The following is a 19,712-nucleotide window of genomic DNA, read 5'->3' as shown; positions in this document are numbered from 1 at the left end:
CCCCGCACCCGCGGGGATGGTCCTCAATCGGGTTATTGAACGGGTCTTTAACCCCTGTCGGCCCCGCACCCGCGGGGATGGTCCCAGCATCAGTAGGAACAGAACCACCAGCGCGGGGTCGGCCCCGCACCCGCGGGGATGGTCCTGAGGCCCGATCAACTCGGAGCGGTCACGCAGGGTCGGCCCCGCACCCGCGGGGATGGTCCGCCGAGGGTCGTCGCGGTCTTGCCGACGCCGCCGTCGGCCCCGCACCCGCGGGGATGGTCCTACGTCTGGGAGTATCGTCTGGTGCCGTGGTTGGTCGGCCCCGCACCCGCGGGGATGGTCCCCCGGACGCGATCAGCCACGCCCGCCTGGTGGAGTCGGCCCCGCACCCGCGGGGATGGTCCTCGCTGCTGATCAGCGAGTGCGCGGTCTCGGTGGTCGGCCCCGCACCCGCGGGGATGGCCCTGGTCTTCACGACAACTCGATTATTGATGTGTCGTCGGCCCCGCACCCGCGGGGATGGTCCTCCCTGTCGTACGGTTCGGTGTCTTCCCAGAAAGTCGGCCCCGCACCCGCGGGGATGGTCCCTGCTTTTCTACTGCGACCTTGTACGTAGCTAGGTCGGCCCCGCACCCGCGGGGATGGTCCGATCTGCGCGAGGACTTTGACGGGCTGGCGGCTGTCGGCCCCGCACCCGCGGGGATGGTCCGGTCATGACGCCGAGACCGAGTCCCCCACCGAGGTCGGCCCCGCACCCGCGGGGATGGTCCCGGTTCGAGCGGCTGTGGGCGTATTTCACCGGTGTCGGCCCCGCACCCGCGGGGATGGTCCCTCATAGTGGTGGGCAGGGACCCACATCGCGTCGTCGGCCCCGCACCCGCGGGGATGGTCCGGCGATGAGCCGGGCTTCGTCGTCGGTGACCAGGTCGGCCCCGCACCCGCGGGGATGGTCCTTCCGGGCTGGGAGCACGACTCCGCATGCCGCGGTCGGCCCCGCACCCGCGGGGATGGTCCTCGATCACGACGTCGTCGAAGATGCCGACCAGGGTCGGCCCCGCACCCGCGGGGATGGTCCGCACCAGCGGTCGAACAGGTTGGCCCGGGTCGCGTCGGCCCCGCACCCGCGGGGATGGTCCGTGAGGCAAACAACGCAAACACTGCATGACTCTGTCGGCCCCGCACCCGCGGGGATGGTCCGAACTACGCGAACAGATCTTGAAGGCTCGGTGGGTCGGCCCCGCACCCGCGGGGATGGTCCGCGTCTCGGGTCCGTTTCCTCTCAGGGGACCGTGTCGGCCCCGCACCCGCGGGGATGGTCCGACACCGTGGAAGCCGTCGAGGACCTTTACGAAGTCGGCCCCGCACCCGCGGGGATGGTCCGCAGACGATCCTCGACGCCGGACGTGAACTGGAGTCGGCCCCGCACCCGCGGGGATGGTCCGCGGCAGGTGGTCGCTGGCGGTCTGGGTCTCGGGTCGGCCCCGCACCCGCGGGGATGGTCCTCACATGGTCGGCGGCATTGGCGTTCATCTTGGGTCGGCCCCGCACCCGCGGGGATGGTCCTCGATCGCTGGTGTCGGCTCGGTCGCGAGCAAGGTCGGCCCCGCACCCGCGGGGATGGTCCTAGCGACTCACGCTTCTGTCGGCTTATCGTTTGGTCGGCCCCGCACCCGCGGGGATGGTCCTTTCCGGACTTGACGACGATCGCCCCTCGGTGGGTCGGCCCCGCACCCGCGGGGATGGTCCGAGTCGATATTGCCACCGATCGACTCCGGCGGTGTCGGCCCCGCACCCGCGGGGATGGTCCCCCACCGACGCTGCTGGGGCAACTGCTGACCAAGTCGGCCCCGCACCCGCGGGGATGGTCCCGACGAATACGCCGAGAAGTCGGTGCTGGGCGCGTCGGCCCCGCACCCGCGGGGATGGTCCTGCCGCTTGCCCCTCCACTGCGGCAACGAACGCGTCGGCCCCGCACCCGCGGGGATGGTCCGCACTGATAGATATTCTCGCCCTCGTCGGCTGAGTCGGCCCCGCACCCGCGGGGATGGTCCTCGACACCGGACCGGTGCTTTGGGTGCCAGGTTGTCGGCCCCGCACCCGCGGGGATGGTTGGGAGACCAATGTTATGTCACCGTGTCGTGCTGGCAGGGGACACGTTCTTCGACGACTCTCCTACCTTTGTTGTCGCGACGTCGCGAGCAGTCGGTCTTAGGCCAGCATATCCCGACGAGAAGTCGGAGTAGGGGATCACCGCCCCCGGCAGAGCCTGCCAACTGCCAGCGCAGGATACGAAGTCTCAGTACCACGGCGAATCCGCCACCTCACCGCCACACATTCTGAGATTCCGTCTCAAGTTTCGAGGCCCTACACCGGCGGCTTACCGTTATGCAACGACGAGGCTGAATTCTTCCGCTTGGATTCCAGCGATGAATGCGGCCCATTCACCAGGGGTGAAGACCAGCGTCACACCGGTGTCGCGGCAACTCACGGTAATCCAGCCGTCGTTTCGACGGTCGATCGTAGGCATGCCCGCGGTGGCTTGCGTAGTCGGGTCGGTCGAGTGATCGCAGAATACCGTCCACAGATCGGCAGGGATCGAGATCTGCGGTTGGGTTGTCGGGTCGTTGTCCGGGTTTCGAAGATATTTGCTGTCGCGCAGGAGCACGTGGTCGCCGATGAAGTTGACCTCGACGCACGAGGCGCCCCCGTTGTTGCTGAACGAGCTTTTCCGCCAGCCTCGGCGGATCTGGGTGGTCATTGTTACTCCATGTTCTTGAACTGCGAGATCCGGTGCTCGATGGCTGCCGCGGTGTCCTCGGTTGTGTACGCCTTCTGGCGGAGCCTGTCGGCGGCCAGTGTGTACAAGTCTACTTGCGGGTGATCCTGGAGGTAGAGGGCGCCGGTGTGGTATTCGACGTAGGCGATGCCGCGGGCTTCGGCGAAGTTGAGGACGATGAACGAGCCGGGGAGCCCGTCGTGCACCGCCACTTGAGTCGGGATCACCTGGAACCGGACATTGTCCTGGTCCATCAATGTGAGCAGGTGTTCCAGTTGCTCACGCATAACGCGCGGGCCGCCCACGGGGCGGTCCAGCGCCGCCTCCTCGACGACGGCGCTGAGCTGGAGCGGGTTGTCGGTTCCGGACAGGCGTTGCCGGGCCATCCGCGCGCGGACCGATTGCGCCAAGTCCATGGCCGGGATGTGGAGGCTGTCGCCGAGCAGCGCGGTGGCATAGTCCGGTGTTTGCATTTGTCCTGGTAGCACCTTGTCGGCGTACTCGAATTGCTGGGTCGCCAGGCCCTCCAAACCGACGAAGGTTTTGAACCAGTCCGGTAGTACCTCGCCGAAGGGCGCCCACCAGGTGCCGTGGTCCGCGCGTCCGGCCAGAGTGACGGTTCGGTCGACGTCTTCGACCTTGACGCCGTAGTAGCGCAGGAGTGCAGCGACTTCGTCGGGCGCCTGCTGGGTCTTGCCGCTTTCCATATAGCTGAGCTTCGCCGGCGTGCAGCCGATGTGTTTGGCGGCCTCGGCCTGCTTGACCCGTGCCAGTTCGCGGGCTGAGCGCAGGTCGTGTCCGACCAGAAAACGCAACGCCGACGGGTCGAAGCGTTCGTCGCGCATGTCGTCCTTTCCCAGCTGCCGGGTACCTGCGGAAAAGATACCGCATGAACTTCACCGCAACCGTAGCGTTATCATTCTATTTACGCTTAAATCGATTCGTCACGTCAAGAATCAGCGGCCCAAACGGAGCCACTCGATCGAGGCAGGAGGCGGTCATGACCGTGCGTGTCATCGACAACTCGTTAATGCTGAGCGACCACACGAAACACCACGCCAGATCAACCGGTAACGACGGATGGGTGGTGAGTTATCTGCCCGGCCGGACGCTGTCACGCGCCCAAGCGGAAGCAGCCCTGCTCGCCCTCGAAGACATAACGGCGCTGCGGGCACACGCCGGGCTGTTGGGACTGACCGTGCTGGAGATCATGGGCATGGCAGCGCGGGAGTGCCTGTGGTCGGCGCCCCTCAAGCAAGGGTTTGCTGCGCGTGCGCTTGCCTGGGCGGGGGTGTCGCGGTGATCGCGCGGCGGGCATGGTCGGTGGTGAGCCCGATCGTGGTGTTCAGCGCGGGCGCGGCTCGCGGACGTCGTGTGGTGGCCTCGGTGCGGCCGGTACCGGGGCCTCGCTTCATGGTGGTTACCGGCGGGCGTCATCGGAGGGCGGAGTGATGTTCGAGAACTGTCACTCCCCGTTCGAGGTGGCGCACGTCTATCGCGGTATGGGATTTCCGGTTTCGTGCAAGTTCGGCCGGGTCGCGGTGACCGCTTCCAGATCGCTGGGTGCGGTGGTGATGCCACCGGATTTGGGCACCGTGGTCCGGCAGGAACTCGAGCACGACCACGGAATCACGGCGTCGGTGCTGACCTATCATCGGCCACGTCGCGACTGGGTGTTCGTTGTCGGTTCCGGATCGGGCGGCGCGCTCGGTGAGGCCGCCGGTACGGCGCTGCGCAGCGCGGGGGTGCGGGTGTTGACGGCCGGGCAGCAGGTGTGGCTGCCGATGTCCGACCAGCCCCTCACCTGGTGCTGGATCTGGCCCCCGACCACCGCCCAAGCCCTACCCTCCCGGTCCACCGTGCTCGCAACGACCCGCCGCCAACTCCTGACCGAGCGGCGGTAACCGAGATGCGCACCAGCACTCGCACCCTGCGGCCTGCCCGTCTCACCGATCCGTCGGAATCGTTGTTCCCCACCGGAGAAGCACTGCTATCAGCCATCCGGGGCCATCACGTCGGCCCCCACCCACTCACCTCGATCGCCTATCAGTTCGGGCAACTACACCAGCAGCAGCATCTCCACGGCCCAGCCCGCCCGGTATGCCCATGCCGCGCCGAGTTGTCGCGCCAGACAGATCTCTGGGTGGTCGACCATGTCCCACCCCCGCACCCGGAGGCGACCCTGCACTCCGAAACATTGGCCACCGTGATCGATCGGCTCGCCGTTCAGCAGGTCCAGGCGTTTCACCTGCTGATGAACGCCGAACCGTCCGACCCGATCGTGCACGCTGCGTGGTATCGCCTCGCGGAATTGGTCGACGACTACACCGATCTGACGGCCGCGGTCGCACACCGGTCCCGACGCTTGCCCTGCACAGCCCGACCGTAATCACCCTGGGCAGCTCCACTCGCCCCGCATTGGAAGGAGCACCGACATTTCCCTCCCCGGCCTATCCCCATCCGGCCACCAGTTGTCACCACCCGTCGGAACAGCCGATGAGTTGGTGATTCTTGATACCGATATCGGGTGGCAGCCAGGAGGTCTCGTGGCATTGGTGGCCGCTGCGCGGGTGGTGCCGAATCTGGTCGTGGTCACCGCCGACGAAACCCGTGGCCGCCGTGCGCAGCTGGCCCGCCACGCGCTGAACCTGCTCGACCGCGTCGACGTTGCGGTCATCCCGGGCTTCTATCTGGGTGGCGAAGATCGCTTCCTCCTCGACACCGACCACCCGTTCCCAGAACATGGCGAGGATTTCCTCGAACGCATCCGCGGTCTCGACCGCATGATCGCCGCTATTGTCGAACTCTGTGAGACCACCACTGGCCCGATCCAATGGGTGGGGTTAGGCCCGATGTCCAATCTGACCGCTATCATCTCCCGCCTGCCCGAGATCGCCGACCGGGTAAAGGTCACCCAGCTGGGCGGGGTGGTCGACCGCCACCCCGGCAGGACCGCCGTCTCGGAGAATTTCCGTGTCGATCCCACATCTGCCGGGCTGGCCCTGCGGGCACTACACAACCCGCGTCTACTGCTGGTCGACCACACCGACCATGACGCCCTCCAGATGACTGCCAACTCCCCGCTGCTCGAGATGCTCGAACAGCCCAATGCGCCGAGGTGGGCAACCCTGCTGGCGATGCACCTGCGGGCATGGTTGGCCCGCGAACGCACGGCCTGGCTGCGGGACCCGTTGTCTCTCAGTGCCGCTCTCGGGCTTCCGTTCGTTGCCTTCCATACCGAACGAATCGGAATACACCCTGATGGGCGTCTCTCCCGCACACCCCACGGGCGGCCGATACAAGTATCGAGCGCTATCGACTGCGCCGCGGCCCGGACCTGGATGCACGACGCGATACGCATATAACCGCTCCTGGTCTCTTGGCAGAGGACTACCATGTGGACTCGATCAGCGGTATACCCGCTTGATCGAATTCTCGGCGCGCGCTTCAGGGAAACATGAGGAGAAGCGTTGACGTGATAGCGGCGAGAACCGGTGCTAGCCTTGATCTCAGGCCGGTCGACCCCCTTTGGCCGGTCGACTCCGCAGCTTTGGCTGCGATGAGCAGCGGCACCGTTGACCTGCATTACCCCCTGATGCGCGACGGTGCCGCTGCTGCCTGCTGAAGAGGGAGGTCCCGCGCCGATTGCACCGCGCCCCACATCGCCGTGTAGCTCCAGCGGTGCCCATCACCAGCGACTGCCAGTCCGCTGGATCCTGGTCTCCCTTGGAGACAGCTCCGTGTGATGTCACGAAGTTGAGACCCTGCACTCCGATGTAGACCTCTGAACGCGTTAGCGCGCAGCACGATTCGCGCCGGCCGAGGCACTATGGAAGGGAGGTGCCTATACGGTCGGTGCGGTGAAGGGGTCGGGATGGATCAGGCGTGGGATGTCGGTCGGCGGGTCATCGCGGACGCGATCGAGCTGAGCTACCGCACCGAGGCAACGAGCGGTCCCTATGAATGCGTCGGCTGCGGCTGCCCGGTTACTGCGGCGGCATTGACATCCAAGCACGTCACACCATATTTTCGAGCAGGAAGACAGCAGCCGCATCTACCTGACTGTCAGATCGCCGGGGACTCGGTTCTGGTGGGAAGTTCCGGTCCACTCGGACCCGCGCGCACCGAACGTCTGGGCGGTGGGGTGAGCGTGCCCTACCAACTTGTTCGCGCCGAACGCCGTGAGCAAGTCGATCCTCATGCTCCGCGAGATCCCGAACGGCAATCCAGCCAGAGCAGAACAAGCTCGACCACCAGCGAAGGCAAACCCGGCCTACGGGAAGCCGCCGCCTCCACCATTCGCCCCTTCTGCCGCATGTTCATCCGTTACCCGAACAGCCGCACCGTCCTGCGTATCGATCTCCCCGGCGTGGACGCCCAGCACTACCAGTACGCATTCAAGCGACTCGATCTCTACGCCATCACCGACTACCCCCACCAGCGGATCTTCTACTCCGAGGTGGCCTGGAGAAAGTCCGCCCGAATACTCGGCCGACACCGCGGTGATATCGCTGTATGCCGGCGACCGAGACCCGGACAACCGGGCGCGAATAGCGCGTCCGTACCGTGTGGTCATCGACTGGTCGGCATGGGGAACGACACTTCGTGCGGCCCTGCGTCGCGAGATCACCGCGGCCAGACGCGAAGCCCGCGAGTCCGCCGGGTCCGAAGCCCGCAGCTGGCTCTTCTTCCTCGCACAGCAGGACCCCTTCGAACCCGACCGATTCTGGGTGGACCACCACGCCGACTACGCATTCATTGCCGCCCACCTCACCTACCCGGACACGAAAAAACCCACCACTCGCCGCGGAAGGCCGCGGCGAGCTTGAACGAACGATGCTGCCAGCGGCGCGATCCACACGATCGCGCCGACATCGCCAAGGAAAACGGGTGCGATCGCCGAGGGCATGGCCCCGACCTGAGCTGCGCGGAGACACAACGAGAAGCGCGCTCTGGCGGCTCCGGAAAGGCTGACACTGTTCGATATCGCGGCCCGGTCCCGGTTCGGATCCGGCGTGCCGATCCCGAACGTTCTTGTGTTGCTGTCAATCTGAACCGCACTGGATTGTCGGTGGCGATTTCTATCCTGGCTGAAGGTGTTGAGTGATCGAGGCAGGAGGGCACCAGGGTGGACATCGACAATGGCTTGCTTTGGCCGATGCACGGAGCGCGGTGGACCGCGTACGAGTACCGGAACATCATCGAGGGTTTGCAGCGCGGGGACACGTGGGAACAGATCGCGCGGACTGTGGGGCGCACCGTATCGGCGGTTCGGGGCCGCGCCGATTACCTCATCGAGAAAACCGACGGTGAGCGCGGGCCGCGGCGGCGCCGGTCGTGGCAGCGGCTCGAAGACCGGATCGCGATCGAGCCGGACTACGACTGGGAAAGTGTGGCTCGCCGCAAACACGCCGGGGGACAGCTGCCCTATTGGGATGAGACCGCCGACACCTACGTGCGCGGCGTCTGGTCCGCCGCGCCCGCCCCGGGCCGGTGGGGATGGTTGCGCCGCGGACAGGTCCAGGGTGCTGGGATGAGCGAGTTGTCGGCGGCGCTTCGGGTGAGCGAGGCCGATATCGCCGACCGCATCGTGGAACTCGGGCTGAGTTCCTCCTACGCCGAGATCGCCGACCGGCTCGGTTGCACCCCGAATGGCGCACTCGCCCTCCGCGCCGGCCTGGCCCGCGCCGAAGACCCCACCGCGCAGTGCGTGCTGGTCGCCGCGGGCGAGTTCGGCGAGATCCTGCACGTCTCCTTGCACGGCAACCGCGACGAAGCCGAGAACGCCCGCGTGGCGGTCGAGTCCCGACTGATCCGGAAAGGGCCGGTGCTGACCCGGATCGTGCGGCGGGTCCCCGGCCGGCTGTTCGGCGGCGACCCTGCCGACGACAAACACAGCCACGCCGCCAGCCGTAACCGGACCGATGAGATCGTCGACGCCGTTGTCGAGGAATCAGCGCCCGACCTGGTGGGCGTGGTGGATCTCGACCAGATCGAACTCCCGGAGAAACCCCCACATCCCGCCGTAGACATGGGCCCGTCGGCTCGGGAGCTACCCGAACCGACGAGCGCGCTCAGTCCGATCCTTCGCCGACGCCCACCCCAACGGCGCGACTGACAGCAACGAGCAACCGGGACCCTGAGAGTCAGGGCGTCGTGTCGGCATTCCGGGTCAGGACATGCGCGGGACACCACTGCCAGGTTTCGATATAGCCGCCACGGTCGACGGTGGGGATCGCGAACCGCACCCCACCGACCGGAGGTGGGCGACAGCATACGACCAGCAAGGCGACGTGACGTCAAACTCAAGTAGTCACCGACGATGGCCACACGCTGAATACGGCATCGCTCGATCAGCCCAGCGCAAAATCCGCTTCGACTACCAGTCGACCACCCGAAAACCGCAGGTCATCCCCGTTCCCATGTTCGACGTGCCCCGCCGAGGGCACAAATCTGCAACGCGTTCGCGCAGGTCAACGCGGTCCCCATAACAACAAATATCGCGGGCGCTCAGAAAACCGCAGGTTATGCGTCGCAGGTTCGCGCCCTCGGGGTTGCTGACAGCTGACACCGCAGGTCAACACACTGACCGAGCCAAAGCCCCACGGCCACTCCGCTTCTCGCCAAGAACGCGAGCTGAGCCGGCCCAGCTCGGAGCGTCCGGACCCCGCAGGCCGGCCGAAGCGAGATACTCACGACATGCCGCACGATCAAAGCACACCGGTCGAGCCGCACCGTGCCGATCGGCAGCCACGGCGAACCAGCCAACCGGAACCAGACTTCCAGCTCACCTTCGTCGACGGAGCCGAGGGCGAGGCCCTCACGCAGCAACAGGCCAACGCCTTCCGTGAAATCGCCCGATGACACGCGGCCCACCAAGACGGCCGCACCACCCACGCATAGCCCAGATCCAGTCACCAACCGACCAATCGCCGCGACCGAAGCCCGCGGCATGCGATCTACACACCCTGGCCACCGCCGTTGACTGTAGGACCTCGCCGGGGTGCGACGGGACCACAAGCTCGTGCGAAGCGCCCCGGCTTCCGCATTTTACGGCCTCATCAGCGGCTTCGCCGGTGCCGGTCTCGGAGCCACGCGCCGATTTCGGGTCCCGCCCTGTCATCTCGGATCGAGCGGTGCTGTGCCGTATTCGTTGCGGCGCCGGCCACCGGGGTGATGAGCCGGAGGGTCAGAGTGGCGCCGACACCGATGACGTCGACCGTACGCGCGGGCATATGCCGGTATCCGTCGAGCAGAGTCCGCAGCCCGCCGCTGATCATGCCCCGCGGTGCGGTGGTCCACTCGTCCCGGCGAAAGGCCACGCGACGAGCCGGGCCGAACCCGGGCCGCAGAACCGGCAACAGACCCGCGAGCTCCGTGACGAGGTCACGACTGTGCGGCCACCAGAAGCCATCGGGATTTCCGATGCCGACGGGACCCAATTCGAGCCGCACCTGCCAGGCGGACCAGTCCTGCCGATAAGCCTTGATCCGGTTCGATCGTGACGTCATATTCTGTACTCCTGTCTCGTCCGCGGTCAGGCCGACTACGGTGATTCGGTTCGGGAACCGATGGTTGTCCGAGCGTCGAATCGACCGACTGAAAGGCGTGCCGAGTCGCCTCTTCCTACAACGGTTCCCGCGCCAGGCGCCGAGCCTGCTGCTGAGTGGAAATCAGTGCCAGCGTCGACTCCGCGCCCTGGTTTTCATTGCGGCCGGTGGCTTCGAGCCCGTCGGAACAGCCGAAGCTGTCCGGGTCGAGCAGGGGGACGCCGATATCGTTGCTGCCGCGGAACCAGGCTTCGCACAGCATGACCGCATCCTTCCAGTGCCGGTCGCCGGTCGCGTCGTAGGCGCGGGCGCAGGCGTCGGCCAGGCACGCGACCTCGACGGGCTGCTGATCGAAGCCCGGCCGGGGTTCCCCGATCGCCCAGCCGTCAACCGGGGTCACGGAAAGGTGATCACCGGCCGTCTCGGTCGCGAGCAGCCAGCGCAGCATCGCCAATCCATCGGCCAGGATGCGTTCCTTGCCGGGTATCGAGCCGACAGCGAGCAACGCCTCGGCCAGCACAGCGTTGGCGTACTGCAGCCGCGGCTCGGGCCACCGCCAATCGGACCGGCGCGTCGGGGGACCGATCACCGTCGCAGTATCGCTCGAGAATTCACGAGCACAACGATTCCCCGGATACACCCGTAAGACCTCGGCCGCACCCAAGGCACCGAATGCCATCGCACGGGCCGACCGGGCCCGCGGCCGGGCAGCGACCATGAAGCACGCCAGCGCGGTCTCCTCCAGGTCGGGCCGGTGCGCGACCACGGCACCGAGCGCCCACAGCGCGCGACCCCAATGATCATCGAGGCTCGGTTCGTCCTGCCAATGCCCGTCCGACCCACGTCGATTGTGGCACCGTCCGTCCGGGGTGAGCGCGTCGATCAGGAAGTCGAAATACACCGTGGTGAGGTCGAACAATTCAGGAGAAGGCTCGGGTTCGCGGACGGCGACGACGAGGCCGCGTGCGACGTCGTCGACACAGTACCCGCCGTCGATACGAGGCTCGGTGAGCCGTGCGTGTTCGAAGATCCCCCGGTCGTCACTGAGCCGGAACAGATGTGCGTAGGAGATGGCCTGCGTACTCATGGGCATGTGGTCACTTCGCTTTTCGCTGACGGTGACCTGCCGCTACGGGGCTTCGACGCGGTAATCGGCCGGCTGTGGGCTCGAACCTGCACATTGTTTACCTTTCTTCGTAGTCCGATACATACCACCGAGGTCGTCAGCGCTGCAGGGCCGTTCGGCGCCGTCGAGGTGCCGGGGCTCACGGTGACGAGTTCCTGGTGTCCCTGGGACAGCTGTCGGGCGCCGCGCCATCGCGTGCAGTGTCGAGCGCAAGTTTCGTCGGCGAACCGATCCCGCGGGTGCACTGCCCTGGACGTCGTCGGGCCCGGAGTCACAGCGTCCGTGAAACTTTCGCTCCAAAGCCGTTGCGGGTGCCGCGTCGGCGGGGGTCACCGATCGGCGGCGGCGCCCATCGCTGCGTGCTCGGTGACGGGTCGGGGTTGGTGATTCTGGTTCGCCGTTTGCGGTGCTGGAATTCGGGTGGGTATGGGTGCACCGGTCGCTGTGGGCGCCGGGTCGGTCTCGGTGCTCGGGTGGATGACCTGCAGCACGATCACGCTGCTGGTTCCGTACACGTACATGGTGTCGAACAGCTCGAACGGGTACGGGTCGAGTTGTATGGCGCGGTCGACCATGAGTAGGTGCCGGCCGGTGGGGTCCCAGGCAGTCGGGTCGTAGACCACGTGCGATATCGGCCCTGTCCGTAGCTGGAGTGCGGTGATCAGGTCGGGGAGCTCGGTGGCGAGGTTGCTCGTTCGTGGCCACCAAGTGGCGTCGATGTAGTCGCCTGGATTCGAATGGAGATGCAATCGAGGGATCGGGACAGGGCCCCGTGGTGGTGAGGAAAGTGTGGATATCGGTGACGGCGTCATGAGACGCTCCCGTCATGGCCGGGTGGGAGGCCGGATTGTCGGATCCGGTGACGACGCAACCTCGGCTGGTCAGCGCACGCGATACCGCCGGATACTGTCGAGCCTACGCCCATGGGCGGCCCGCCCGGCGGTAGCACCGGGAACCGGTCCGGTTCGAGTGCGCACATCAGTGGTGTGGGTTGTTACGCGCCTGCTCACGAGTGCGATGGTCGGTGGTCCACACCGGTTGCAGCATGTGCCAGTCGGCCGGGTGCGCGGCGATACCGGCGGCGAACCGGTCGGCCAGGGCTTGGGTGGTGGGCTGCACACCACCGGTGGTGTCGATGGGCGCGCCGACATGGAAACCCCAGCCGTCGATGGTGAACCAGCAGTGCACCGGTACGGTGTCGATCGCCAGCCGGGCCGGACCGGACGGCATACAGGCCGGTTCACCGAAGAAGGTGACCGGTACCCCCGCACCGGTCAAATCACGTTCACCGAGCAACCCCACAATCCGCCCCTGCCGCAGCCGCGCGGTCAGCTGTTCGAACGGTGGTGCCGTGCCGCCGGTGAGCGGGATGATCTCGAAACCGAGGCATTCCCGGAATCGGACGAAGCGGCGGCAAGGCGCGAAGCAGCTGCCAGCCGGCCGCGTACCCGAGATCCCAGGCTCGGTCCTTTATGGTCATTGGTCACCGTCGGCCGATAACGTCATAGTTCTAGTTTGCCGCGGTCGCCGGGATGCATGCAGGAGCCGGCCGTGTTCGCAAAAGCGCGTGTCCTGTTCAGCGTGGGGCGGTGGTCGTGCCGGTGGCCTGATGGCCTCCGAATGGGTGCCGCCATGTGTGAGGGCTGTCGGCAGTTGTCGTGACCGTGCGGATATCGTCGGCCCTGCGATGGTCTCGCGGGTTCGCTTCAGTTCACGACGGGCGAGGCGGCCGCGGCGTGAGGTCCGTCGTGCACCGGCGAGCAGCACGCCGAGCCCGGCCGCGGCGACCGCGCCGACAATGATGCCGTAGAGGAACAATGTCCCGGTCGATCCGGTGACGTGGTATCCGAACACGGAGAAGTTATCGGTCAGCATGTGAGCGCTCCCGGCGTTGCCGAGCACCCCAGCCACCGCGATGATCACCGCGGCGAGCAGAACGACGAGCCCAAAGATGATGATCATGACGCCTCCCAAGCCTGGAGTAGCGCGTACCTCCCCCAGTCAACGCCGGGTTCATGCACGGTGTCCAGGCCCGACGGGCCGATACGCACGGAGAGGTTTCCTGCGATGCTTCGAACGTCGGCACGGGGCGCAGGCCCGCTATCGGCCCGGTGTCCGCCGCGCGGACGCCGGGTAGGATTGGGAAATGCCGGGGGATTTTCGTACGAGACGACCCGTGGCCTCGTCGTCACCCGGCCGATGAACAGGGCCCGCCACGCGGACCCGGTCAGGAGCGTCGTGATGACGCCACAACACGAGCCGATCCTGCTGGACCGCTCTGCACGCTTTTCCCTCCGTGACCGACTACCCGTATCACGCCGGTTACCGACACCACGCCGCTCCCGTCCCGGGGTGGTCGGCGGGGCCTGGTGGCCCCACACGAACAACTTGGTCGCCGAAATAGCCGATCTGCAGACGCTACTGGGCAGCCGAGCCGGCAACGTCGACCGCATCATGTACAACCTGGACACCTGGCAGCCGGCCCCGAGGCACACAATGCTCGGCGGGCAGTCGGTTCGCCTGGACGGATACCGGCACCTGCCCGCCCACACACTCTGTGTCCTGGGCCTCGACCGCACCCGCCTCGTCCTCCTGGTTATCCCGGCGGCTACCGCCACCGACACCGCGCAGGCGTTGCTGTCGGCCGCATCCCGGCCGGACAACGAACTCACCGCCGGCGAACTCGTGGCCGCCGACACCCGGCACCGTCTCGAACGCAACCATAACGCCGCCGCGTTGTACCGCTGGGACGACGAAGGCGGGCACCTCGCACAGCTGAGCCCGGCAGACCGGCGCGGTTCATTCCCGTGATCCCCGCCCCTTACTGGAGGCCGGATATGACAAAGAACCCGCCGCCGAACAGCGGCGACGCTGCCGCAGACCGCGGCCTGGGACGATTCCAGGCCACTGCCGGTGGAGGGCAACCGTTCGACACACCGACCCGTACACCGCGGCTGCTGCTGCGCGACCGGGACGAGGAATCCGGCGGCGTCGATGGGGTCTGGTGGCCCAGGACAGACAACTTCACCACCGAACTGCACGACCTGGTCACCACCCTCACCCCACGACTGGGCGCGACAGCCCGCATCAGCTTCGACTGGAATTCGCTGAGTCTGTCCCAACGCCGCATCGACGCCCCAGACGGAATACAGGTCACCGGGCCGCTCCCAGACCAGTCACCCCACGTGATGTATGCCTTCGGCTCTCACGAACGGCGCCTCCGCCTGCTGGTGATCGACCCCGCCACGAACGCAGACCTCGCCGACGCGCAGATGCGCAACGCCATCAGCGCCACTACAGATCGGCCGCAATCCTGACCCGGTGCATGGGCACCTCCCCCAGACGGAAGTGATTCCGACCGCCCGGTACCGCCACATCGATACTGGCCGGGGCCACTCAGTCAGTCATCGAAGCCGACACTGGGATCGGTAGGGGTTCGCCGACGGCCGACCACAGCATGTGCAAGGCCTCGAGAGTTCCCCCAAGATACGCGACAGCCTGCCCCGATGTAGCGCGATCCCCGGCTTCAAATTGAAATAAAAGAGAAAGAAAATACTGTCCAACTCTCTTGGTGAGCCAAGGGTCCTCGAACCCCTGACCCCACTCAGCGATTCGGGTATCTCATAATCACCTCCGGGCCACCCTACAGTTGATGATCGGCTTCGATTTTCAACTGACCGCACGAAAACCGCAGGTCTTCCCCGTTCCCATCTTCGACGTGCCCCGCCGAGGTCGCGAACCTGCGACGCCTTCCTGGCCGCTCACACTCCGCCATGTGCGGAACAGCTTGGATACGGACCCGTTTGAGCGCTTCCCCGACCACTGTCGTGGTCCTGCTCGACAACCAACAAATCGTGATCATCGCTCATCGATTATTTCGGCGCAGCCGCGCGGTATCCATGGTGGTTGGTCAGCCACCGAAAGCAACAGCCCAACTACGGTGGACATAGGAGATAACAGACCGCGTAGGCAGCACAGGCAAACAGGATCTAGGACCAAAACGGGGGGTAAGCGGGGGGCCAGACACAATAAATAGGTCAGGCCCGGTCCAAAACCGGGCCTGACCTGCTATTTTTGTGGAGCTAAGGGGACTCGAACCCCTGACCCCCACACTGCCAGTGTGGTGCGCTACCAGCTGCGCCATAGCCCCGGATGGTTGCCGCCGGTTCCCCGGCTGCCTGAACGAAGTTACACCACCTCCACGTCAGGCACCAAATCGGCTGGATTTCGGATGAACGGCGAGGTCAGGGTGCGACCTGCTGGACCCATTCCTGGTTCTGGGTGTCGAGCTTGGTGGCGACGTCGAACACACTGGGAGTGGCGGCGTCGCCGTCCAGCGCGGTTTTCAGGTCTTCGACGGCTTCCGTGGCCTGCTGCCGCGCCTGGTCGGTGCGGGCGCCGGTGGCGATGCAGTCGCGAGTGGACTGGGGCGCGCCGGATTCAGTGGCTAGGGCCGCAAGGTCGTCGTCGGTGAGGCCGGAGCCTTCTTCTGGTTGCCGGGTGGTGAGGAGGGTGTCGTGGAACTTCGAGTAGGTGACGCCGGAACCGGTCTCCGCGACGCATTGCAGGGCGGAAGTGGCGCGGGTGGAGTAGTCGCCGCTGTCGGATTCGGTGTCGAGGAAATTCACGAAACGGTAGCGGACGGCGAGTTTGCCCTCGTCGATTTTCTGGGCGATTTCCTGGCCGTAGAGATGTTCGAGGCTGCCGCAGCCGGGACACATGGGGTCCTCGTAGATTTCGAGAGTTTTCGGAGCCTCGGGTAGGCCGAGACGTATGCCGCCGTCGCTCTGCACCGCCGCCGTGACGGCGGTGTTGCGGACCGGACCGTAACCGTCGTTGCGCACCTCGGCGTCGTCGGCGCCCCAGCGGAAGGCGAAGAAGACGATCAGCGCGATCAGCGCCAGGGCTACCCCGCCCAGGGCGTAGGTGGTTCCGTTGGACATCGGCCGGGGGGTGTAATCGGGCGGCGGTTTGCTCACGCGACCACTCTGCCGTATCCGGGCGAACCGGTCACGTGCACCCGGTGGCGCGGGGGTTCAGTGCTTCGAGTTCGCGGTGTCTTCTCCGGCGGATGTTGCGCTGTGGCCGGCTTCCCTCGGCCCGACGAAGGTGGCGTTGTGCGGGTCTCCGGCAGCGTCCATCACGGTCGGCTCCGGACCTTCGGCCGTCCTCGGCGACTCCCGTTCGGGTTCGAGGCTCGCACGCTTCATCGGTTCCGGAACGACGAACCAGGCGATAGCGGCCACGGCCAGCAGTGAACCCGTGGCTGCCAGTCCGGCACCGTAGCCCAGCTGCTGGGCGATGGCGCCGACCACGATGGGGCCGAGGACGGTGCCCAGGTCCTGCGACATCTGGAATCCGGCGAGCATGGTGCCGCCGCGGGCGCGGGAGCCGATGATATCGCCGACAGCGGCCTGCTGGGCGGGGGTGAACAGTCCTGATCCGATACCGGCGACGAACGAGGTGACCAGCAGCCACGCCATGTTCGGAGACAGGCCGAGACCGGTGGTGCCGACCGCGCACACCAGGGCGCCGGAGATCAGCAGGGGGCGCCGGCCATACGTGTCGGAGAGCCGGCCGGAGAAGAACAGGACGGTCGCGTTACCGGCGGCGAAAACGGTCAACGCCACCCCGGCCATACCGGACGGTTCACCGAGGACCTCCACCACCAGCAGGGGTACGAGCGCCATCCGGACGCCGAACACCGCGGCACCGTTGGCGAAGTTGGACCACAGTGCCGCGCGATATTCGGGCCGGGCCAGGCCTTGCATGAAACTCACGGTGGCGGCGTCGGCGGCCGATTCGGCTTCGGTGATCCGCGTATCCCGCAGATTGAAGTACACCACCGCCACGGCGGCCAGCAGCGCGACAGCGTAGATCAGGAACGGTGCGCGCAGACCGAACCCGGCCAGCGCGCCGCCGATCAGCGGACCGGACAGTCCGCCGATCAGGAAGCAGGTCGACCACAGCCCGGTGACGCGTCCGCGTTCGGTGGGCGGGGACAACCGGATCACCAGCGCCATCGAGGAGACGGTGAACATGGTCGAACCGATGCCGCCCAGCGAACGCAGCACCATCAGCTGCCAGTAGGTCTGGGCGAAGGCACTCGCGCCGGTCGAGATCGCGACGATGAGCAGCCCCACCAGGTAGATGCGCCGCTCCCCCAGCATCTGCACCAGCCGCCCGCTCACGGGCGCGAACAGCAGCCGCATCGCGGCGAACGCGCTGACGATCGCCGACGCGGCCGCCACCCCGACCCCGAAGCTCAACGCAAACTGCGGTAGTACCGGCGATACCAGGCCGAACCCGATGGCGACACAGAACGCGGCGGCGATGAGCACCCAGATCTCGCTGGGCAGTGGTGGCCGGTCCGTCTTCCGGGCGCCGCGACCGCGCCGCCGAATACGCAGCCCGGCGAACTTTGCCTTGACGATCGCTGCATCCGACCCGTTCACGCCGTCCGATCGGGGTCGTTCGTTCGTCCGGGCCTCATCACTCACCCCGGCAATCAACGCCGGGGCCGTCGTCACAATTCCCGGTCACACCTCCTGTCGGCGGATGGACCGGCCCCGGACCGCCGCCGGTTCGCGGCGCCGGAGGCGATCAGCGGGCCGCCAGGGCCCGCCCGACCAGCTCCTGCGCCGCCTCCTGGACCCGGCCCAGATGGTCGGGCCCGTGGAACGATTCCGCGTAGATCTTGTATTTGTTCTCGGTGCCCGATGGGCGCGCGGCGAACCAGGCGTTTTCGGTGCTCACCTTCAGGCCGCCGAGTGCAGCGCCGTTGCCGCGGGCCCGGGTGGCGATTTCGGTGATCGGTTCGCCCGCGATCTCGGTGGCGGTGACCTGACCGGGGTCCAGTGCCGACAGGAGTTTCTTCTGCTCGGCGTCGGCGGGGGCGTCGATTCGGGCGTAGGCGGGACTGCCGTGATTGCGTTCCAGTTCGAGGTAGCGCGCCGAGGGGCTTCGACCGGTGACAGCGGCGATCTCGGCGGCCAGCAGCGCGAGCAGGATGCCGTCTTTCTCCGTGGTCCATACGGTTCCGTCCATCCGCAGGAAGGAGGCACCGGCGCTCTCCTCGCCGCCGAAGGCCAGACTGCCGCTGAACAGGCCGGGTACGAACCATTTGAACCCGACCGGCACCTCGTAGACGTCGCGGCCCAGCACCCGCACCACCCGGTCGATCATCGCCGAGGTCACCGCGGTCTTGCCGATCTTGGTGAGCGCATCCCAGCGGTGCCGGTTCGCCACCAGGTAGTCGATCGCGACGGCGAGGAAATGGTTCGGGTTCATCAGGCCTCCGTCAGGAGTGACGATGCCGTGCCGGTCGGCGTCGGCATCGTTGCCGGTGGAGATGTCGTAGTCGTCGCGAATCGACACCAGCGATGCCATCGCATACGGGGACGAGGGGTCCATCCGGATCTGGCCGTCGCCGTCGAGCGTCATGAAACGCCAGGTGGGGTCGACCGTCGGGTTCACGACCTCGAGCTCGAGGTCGTATCGCTGCCCGATTTCTTCCCAGTAGTCCACGCTGGCACCGCCCATCGGGTCGGCGCCGAGGCGGATCCCGGCGCCGCGGATGGCGTCGAGATTGAGTACGGCGGGCAGATCGGCGACATAGTGGTCGAGGAAGTCGTACCGGCCGGCGGCCGCCATCGCCTGTGCCAGCGGGGCGCGTTTCACCCCGGCCAGTCCGCCACGCAGCAGTTCGTTGGCGCGTTCGGCAATGGCATCGGTGGCGCCGGTATCGGCCGGGCCGCCGTGGGGTGGGTTGTACTTGATACCCCCGTCGCGCGGCGGGTTGTGCGAGGGGGTCACCACGATGCCGTCGGCCTGCGGTCGTGCACTGTCGCGGTTGTGGCGGACCACCGCGTGGCTGAGTGCGGGGGTCGGGGTGTAGCGGCCGCGGGAATCCACGACGGCGCTGACATCGTTGCCCGCGAGAACCTCCAGCACGGTGGTCCACGCCGGTTCGGACAGGGCGTGGGTATCGCGGGCCAGATACACCGGCCCCGTGATTGCGCGCGTGGCACGGTATTCGACGACGGCCTGGGTGATCGCCAGGATGTGTGCCTCGTTGAAGGTGGCGTCCAGGCTCGAACCGCGGTGTCCGGAAGTACCGAAGACGACCCGCTGGGTGGGTTCGGCGGGGTCGGGTACGTGACTGTAGTACGCGGTCACCAGCCCCGGCACATCCACCAGATCGCCGGGGCGGGCAGGCCGCCCGGCTCGGTTGTGCGCCATGTTCGGAGCTCCCTTCGTGGTCGGCCGTACCCGG

The 19,712-nt window shown here is 66.7% G+C and carries 18 protein-coding genes, 1 tRNA gene, 1 pseudogene and 1 CRISPR repeat array (1 of these 21 cut by a window edge); of the genes and pseudogenes, 9 read left to right on the top strand and 11 right to left on the bottom strand.

Annotation, left to right across the window (positions count from 1 at the left end; translation table 11 throughout):
* Window positions 1–2,097: a CRISPR direct-repeat array (repeat unit 28 nt; unit sequence GTCGGCCCCGCACCCGCGGGGATGGTCC); it reaches 249 nt to the left of the window's first position.
* A 271-nt stretch (window positions 2,098–2,368) separates the two neighbouring features.
* Both NS6_RS33300 and NS6_RS33295 read right to left on the bottom strand, forming a co-directional pair.
* Window positions 2,369–2,743 (bottom strand): DUF397 domain-containing protein, encoded by a 375-nt coding sequence (locus tag NS6_RS33300; protein WP_068050296.1) that lies wholly within the window; start codon window positions 2,741–2,743, stop codon window positions 2,369–2,371.
* A 2-nt stretch (window positions 2,744–2,745) separates the two neighbouring features.
* Window positions 2,746–3,606, bottom strand: a complete 861-nt coding sequence (locus NS6_RS33295) for a helix-turn-helix domain-containing protein (RefSeq protein WP_068050294.1) — start codon at window positions 3,604–3,606, stop codon at window positions 2,746–2,748.
* 155 nt (window positions 3,607–3,761) lie between these two features.
* Here NS6_RS33295 and NS6_RS33290 point away from each other — a divergent pair, with 155 nt between their 5' ends.
* From NS6_RS33290 to NS6_RS35080, 7 genes are all read left to right on the top strand, one after another.
* Window positions 3,762–4,064, top strand: a complete 303-nt coding sequence (locus NS6_RS33290) for a hypothetical protein (protein ID WP_068050293.1) — start codon at window positions 3,762–3,764, stop codon at window positions 4,062–4,064.
* Between the two features lie 148 nt (window positions 4,065–4,212).
* Window positions 4,213–4,665, top strand: coding sequence for a hypothetical protein (locus NS6_RS33285; RefSeq protein WP_068050291.1), 453 nt, complete (start codon window positions 4,213–4,215; stop codon window positions 4,663–4,665).
* A 5-nt stretch (window positions 4,666–4,670) separates the two neighbouring features.
* On the top strand, window positions 4,671–5,150 hold the full coding sequence (locus NS6_RS33280; protein ID WP_068050289.1) for a DUF4254 domain-containing protein: 480 nt from the start codon (window positions 4,671–4,673) through the stop codon (window positions 5,148–5,150).
* A 115-nt stretch (window positions 5,151–5,265) separates the two neighbouring features.
* Window positions 5,266–6,126 (top strand): nucleoside hydrolase, encoded by an 861-nt coding sequence (locus tag NS6_RS34455; RefSeq protein WP_168443438.1) that lies wholly within the window; start codon window positions 5,266–5,268, stop codon window positions 6,124–6,126.
* Between the two features lie 1,137 nt (window positions 6,127–7,263).
* The gene (locus NS6_RS33265; RefSeq protein WP_068050283.1) at window positions 7,264–7,590 is read left to right on the top strand and encodes a hypothetical protein; all 327 of its coding nucleotides are present in this window, start codon (window positions 7,264–7,266) and stop codon (window positions 7,588–7,590) included.
* Between the two features lie 299 nt (window positions 7,591–7,889).
* Window positions 7,890–8,879 carry a hypothetical protein gene (locus tag NS6_RS33260; protein ID WP_157113092.1) on the top strand — a complete coding sequence of 330 codons (990 nt, stop codon included), beginning with the start codon at window positions 7,890–7,892 and terminating at the stop codon, window positions 8,877–8,879.
* Window positions 8,880–9,460: 581 nt separating this feature from the next.
* The gene (locus NS6_RS35080) at window positions 9,461–9,625 is read left to right on the top strand and encodes a hypothetical protein (protein ID WP_157113090.1); all 165 of its coding nucleotides are present in this window, start codon (window positions 9,461–9,463) and stop codon (window positions 9,623–9,625) included.
* 197 nt (window positions 9,626–9,822) lie between these two features.
* On the opposite strand, the gene NS6_RS33255 is transcribed toward NS6_RS35080, so the two are convergent.
* From NS6_RS33255 to NS6_RS33235, 5 genes and pseudogenes are all read right to left on the bottom strand, one after another.
* Window positions 9,823–10,272, bottom strand: a complete 450-nt coding sequence (locus tag NS6_RS33255; protein WP_068050279.1) for a DUF5994 family protein — start codon at window positions 10,270–10,272, stop codon at window positions 9,823–9,825.
* Window positions 10,273–10,387: 115 nt separating this feature from the next.
* The gene (locus tag NS6_RS33250; RefSeq protein ID WP_068050277.1) at window positions 10,388–11,398 is read right to left on the bottom strand and encodes a glycosyltransferase; all 1,011 of its coding nucleotides are present in this window, start codon (window positions 11,396–11,398) and stop codon (window positions 10,388–10,390) included.
* A 368-nt stretch (window positions 11,399–11,766) separates the two neighbouring features.
* A complete protein-coding gene (locus tag NS6_RS33245; RefSeq protein WP_084471689.1) occupies window positions 11,767–12,186 on the bottom strand; it encodes a DUF5994 family protein in 420 nt (139 codons plus the stop codon).
* A 229-nt stretch (window positions 12,187–12,415) separates the two neighbouring features.
* Window positions 12,416–12,850: pseudogene (locus tag NS6_RS33240) on the bottom strand (LpxL/LpxP family acyltransferase); the annotation flags it as partial.
* Between the two features lie 63 nt (window positions 12,851–12,913).
* Window positions 12,914–13,399, bottom strand: a complete 486-nt coding sequence (locus NS6_RS33235; RefSeq protein WP_245669604.1) for a hypothetical protein — start codon at window positions 13,397–13,399, stop codon at window positions 12,914–12,916.
* A gap of 279 nt (window positions 13,400–13,678) precedes the next feature.
* On the opposite strand from NS6_RS33235, the gene NS6_RS33230 reads away from it, so the two are divergent.
* The gene (locus tag NS6_RS33230) at window positions 13,679–14,248 is read left to right on the top strand and encodes a DUF5994 family protein (RefSeq protein ID WP_157113088.1); all 570 of its coding nucleotides are present in this window, start codon (window positions 13,679–13,681) and stop codon (window positions 14,246–14,248) included.
* 26 nt (window positions 14,249–14,274) lie between these two features.
* The gene (locus NS6_RS33225) at window positions 14,275–14,754 is read left to right on the top strand and encodes a DUF5994 family protein (RefSeq protein WP_068050272.1); all 480 of its coding nucleotides are present in this window, start codon (window positions 14,275–14,277) and stop codon (window positions 14,752–14,754) included.
* A 760-nt stretch (window positions 14,755–15,514) separates the two neighbouring features.
* Here the strand turns inward: NS6_RS33225 and NS6_RS33220 are convergent.
* The 4 genes from NS6_RS33220 to pgm form a co-directional block, all read right to left on the bottom strand.
* A tRNA-Ala gene (locus NS6_RS33220) sits at window positions 15,515–15,587 on the bottom strand.
* Between the two features lie 94 nt (window positions 15,588–15,681).
* Window positions 15,682–16,416 (bottom strand): DsbA family protein, encoded by a 735-nt coding sequence (locus NS6_RS33215; RefSeq protein WP_245669603.1) that lies wholly within the window; start codon window positions 16,414–16,416, stop codon window positions 15,682–15,684.
* Between the two features lie 57 nt (window positions 16,417–16,473).
* Window positions 16,474–17,841, bottom strand: a complete 1,368-nt coding sequence (locus tag NS6_RS33210; RefSeq protein ID WP_084471696.1) for an MFS transporter — start codon at window positions 17,839–17,841, stop codon at window positions 16,474–16,476.
* A 199-nt stretch (window positions 17,842–18,040) separates the two neighbouring features.
* Window positions 18,041–19,678, bottom strand: a complete 1,638-nt coding sequence (pgm, locus tag NS6_RS33205; protein WP_068050319.1) for a phosphoglucomutase (alpha-D-glucose-1,6-bisphosphate-dependent) — start codon at window positions 19,676–19,678, stop codon at window positions 18,041–18,043.
* Between the last annotated feature and the right edge of the window lie 34 nt (window positions 19,679–19,712).

The sequence above is a fragment of the Nocardia speluncae NBRC 108251 genome, from assembly GCF_001613245.1.
Classification (GTDB): Bacteria; Actinomycetota; Actinomycetes; order Mycobacteriales; family Mycobacteriaceae; genus Nocardia; species Nocardia speluncae.
This window is presented reverse-complemented; position numbering and strand designations above follow the sequence as displayed.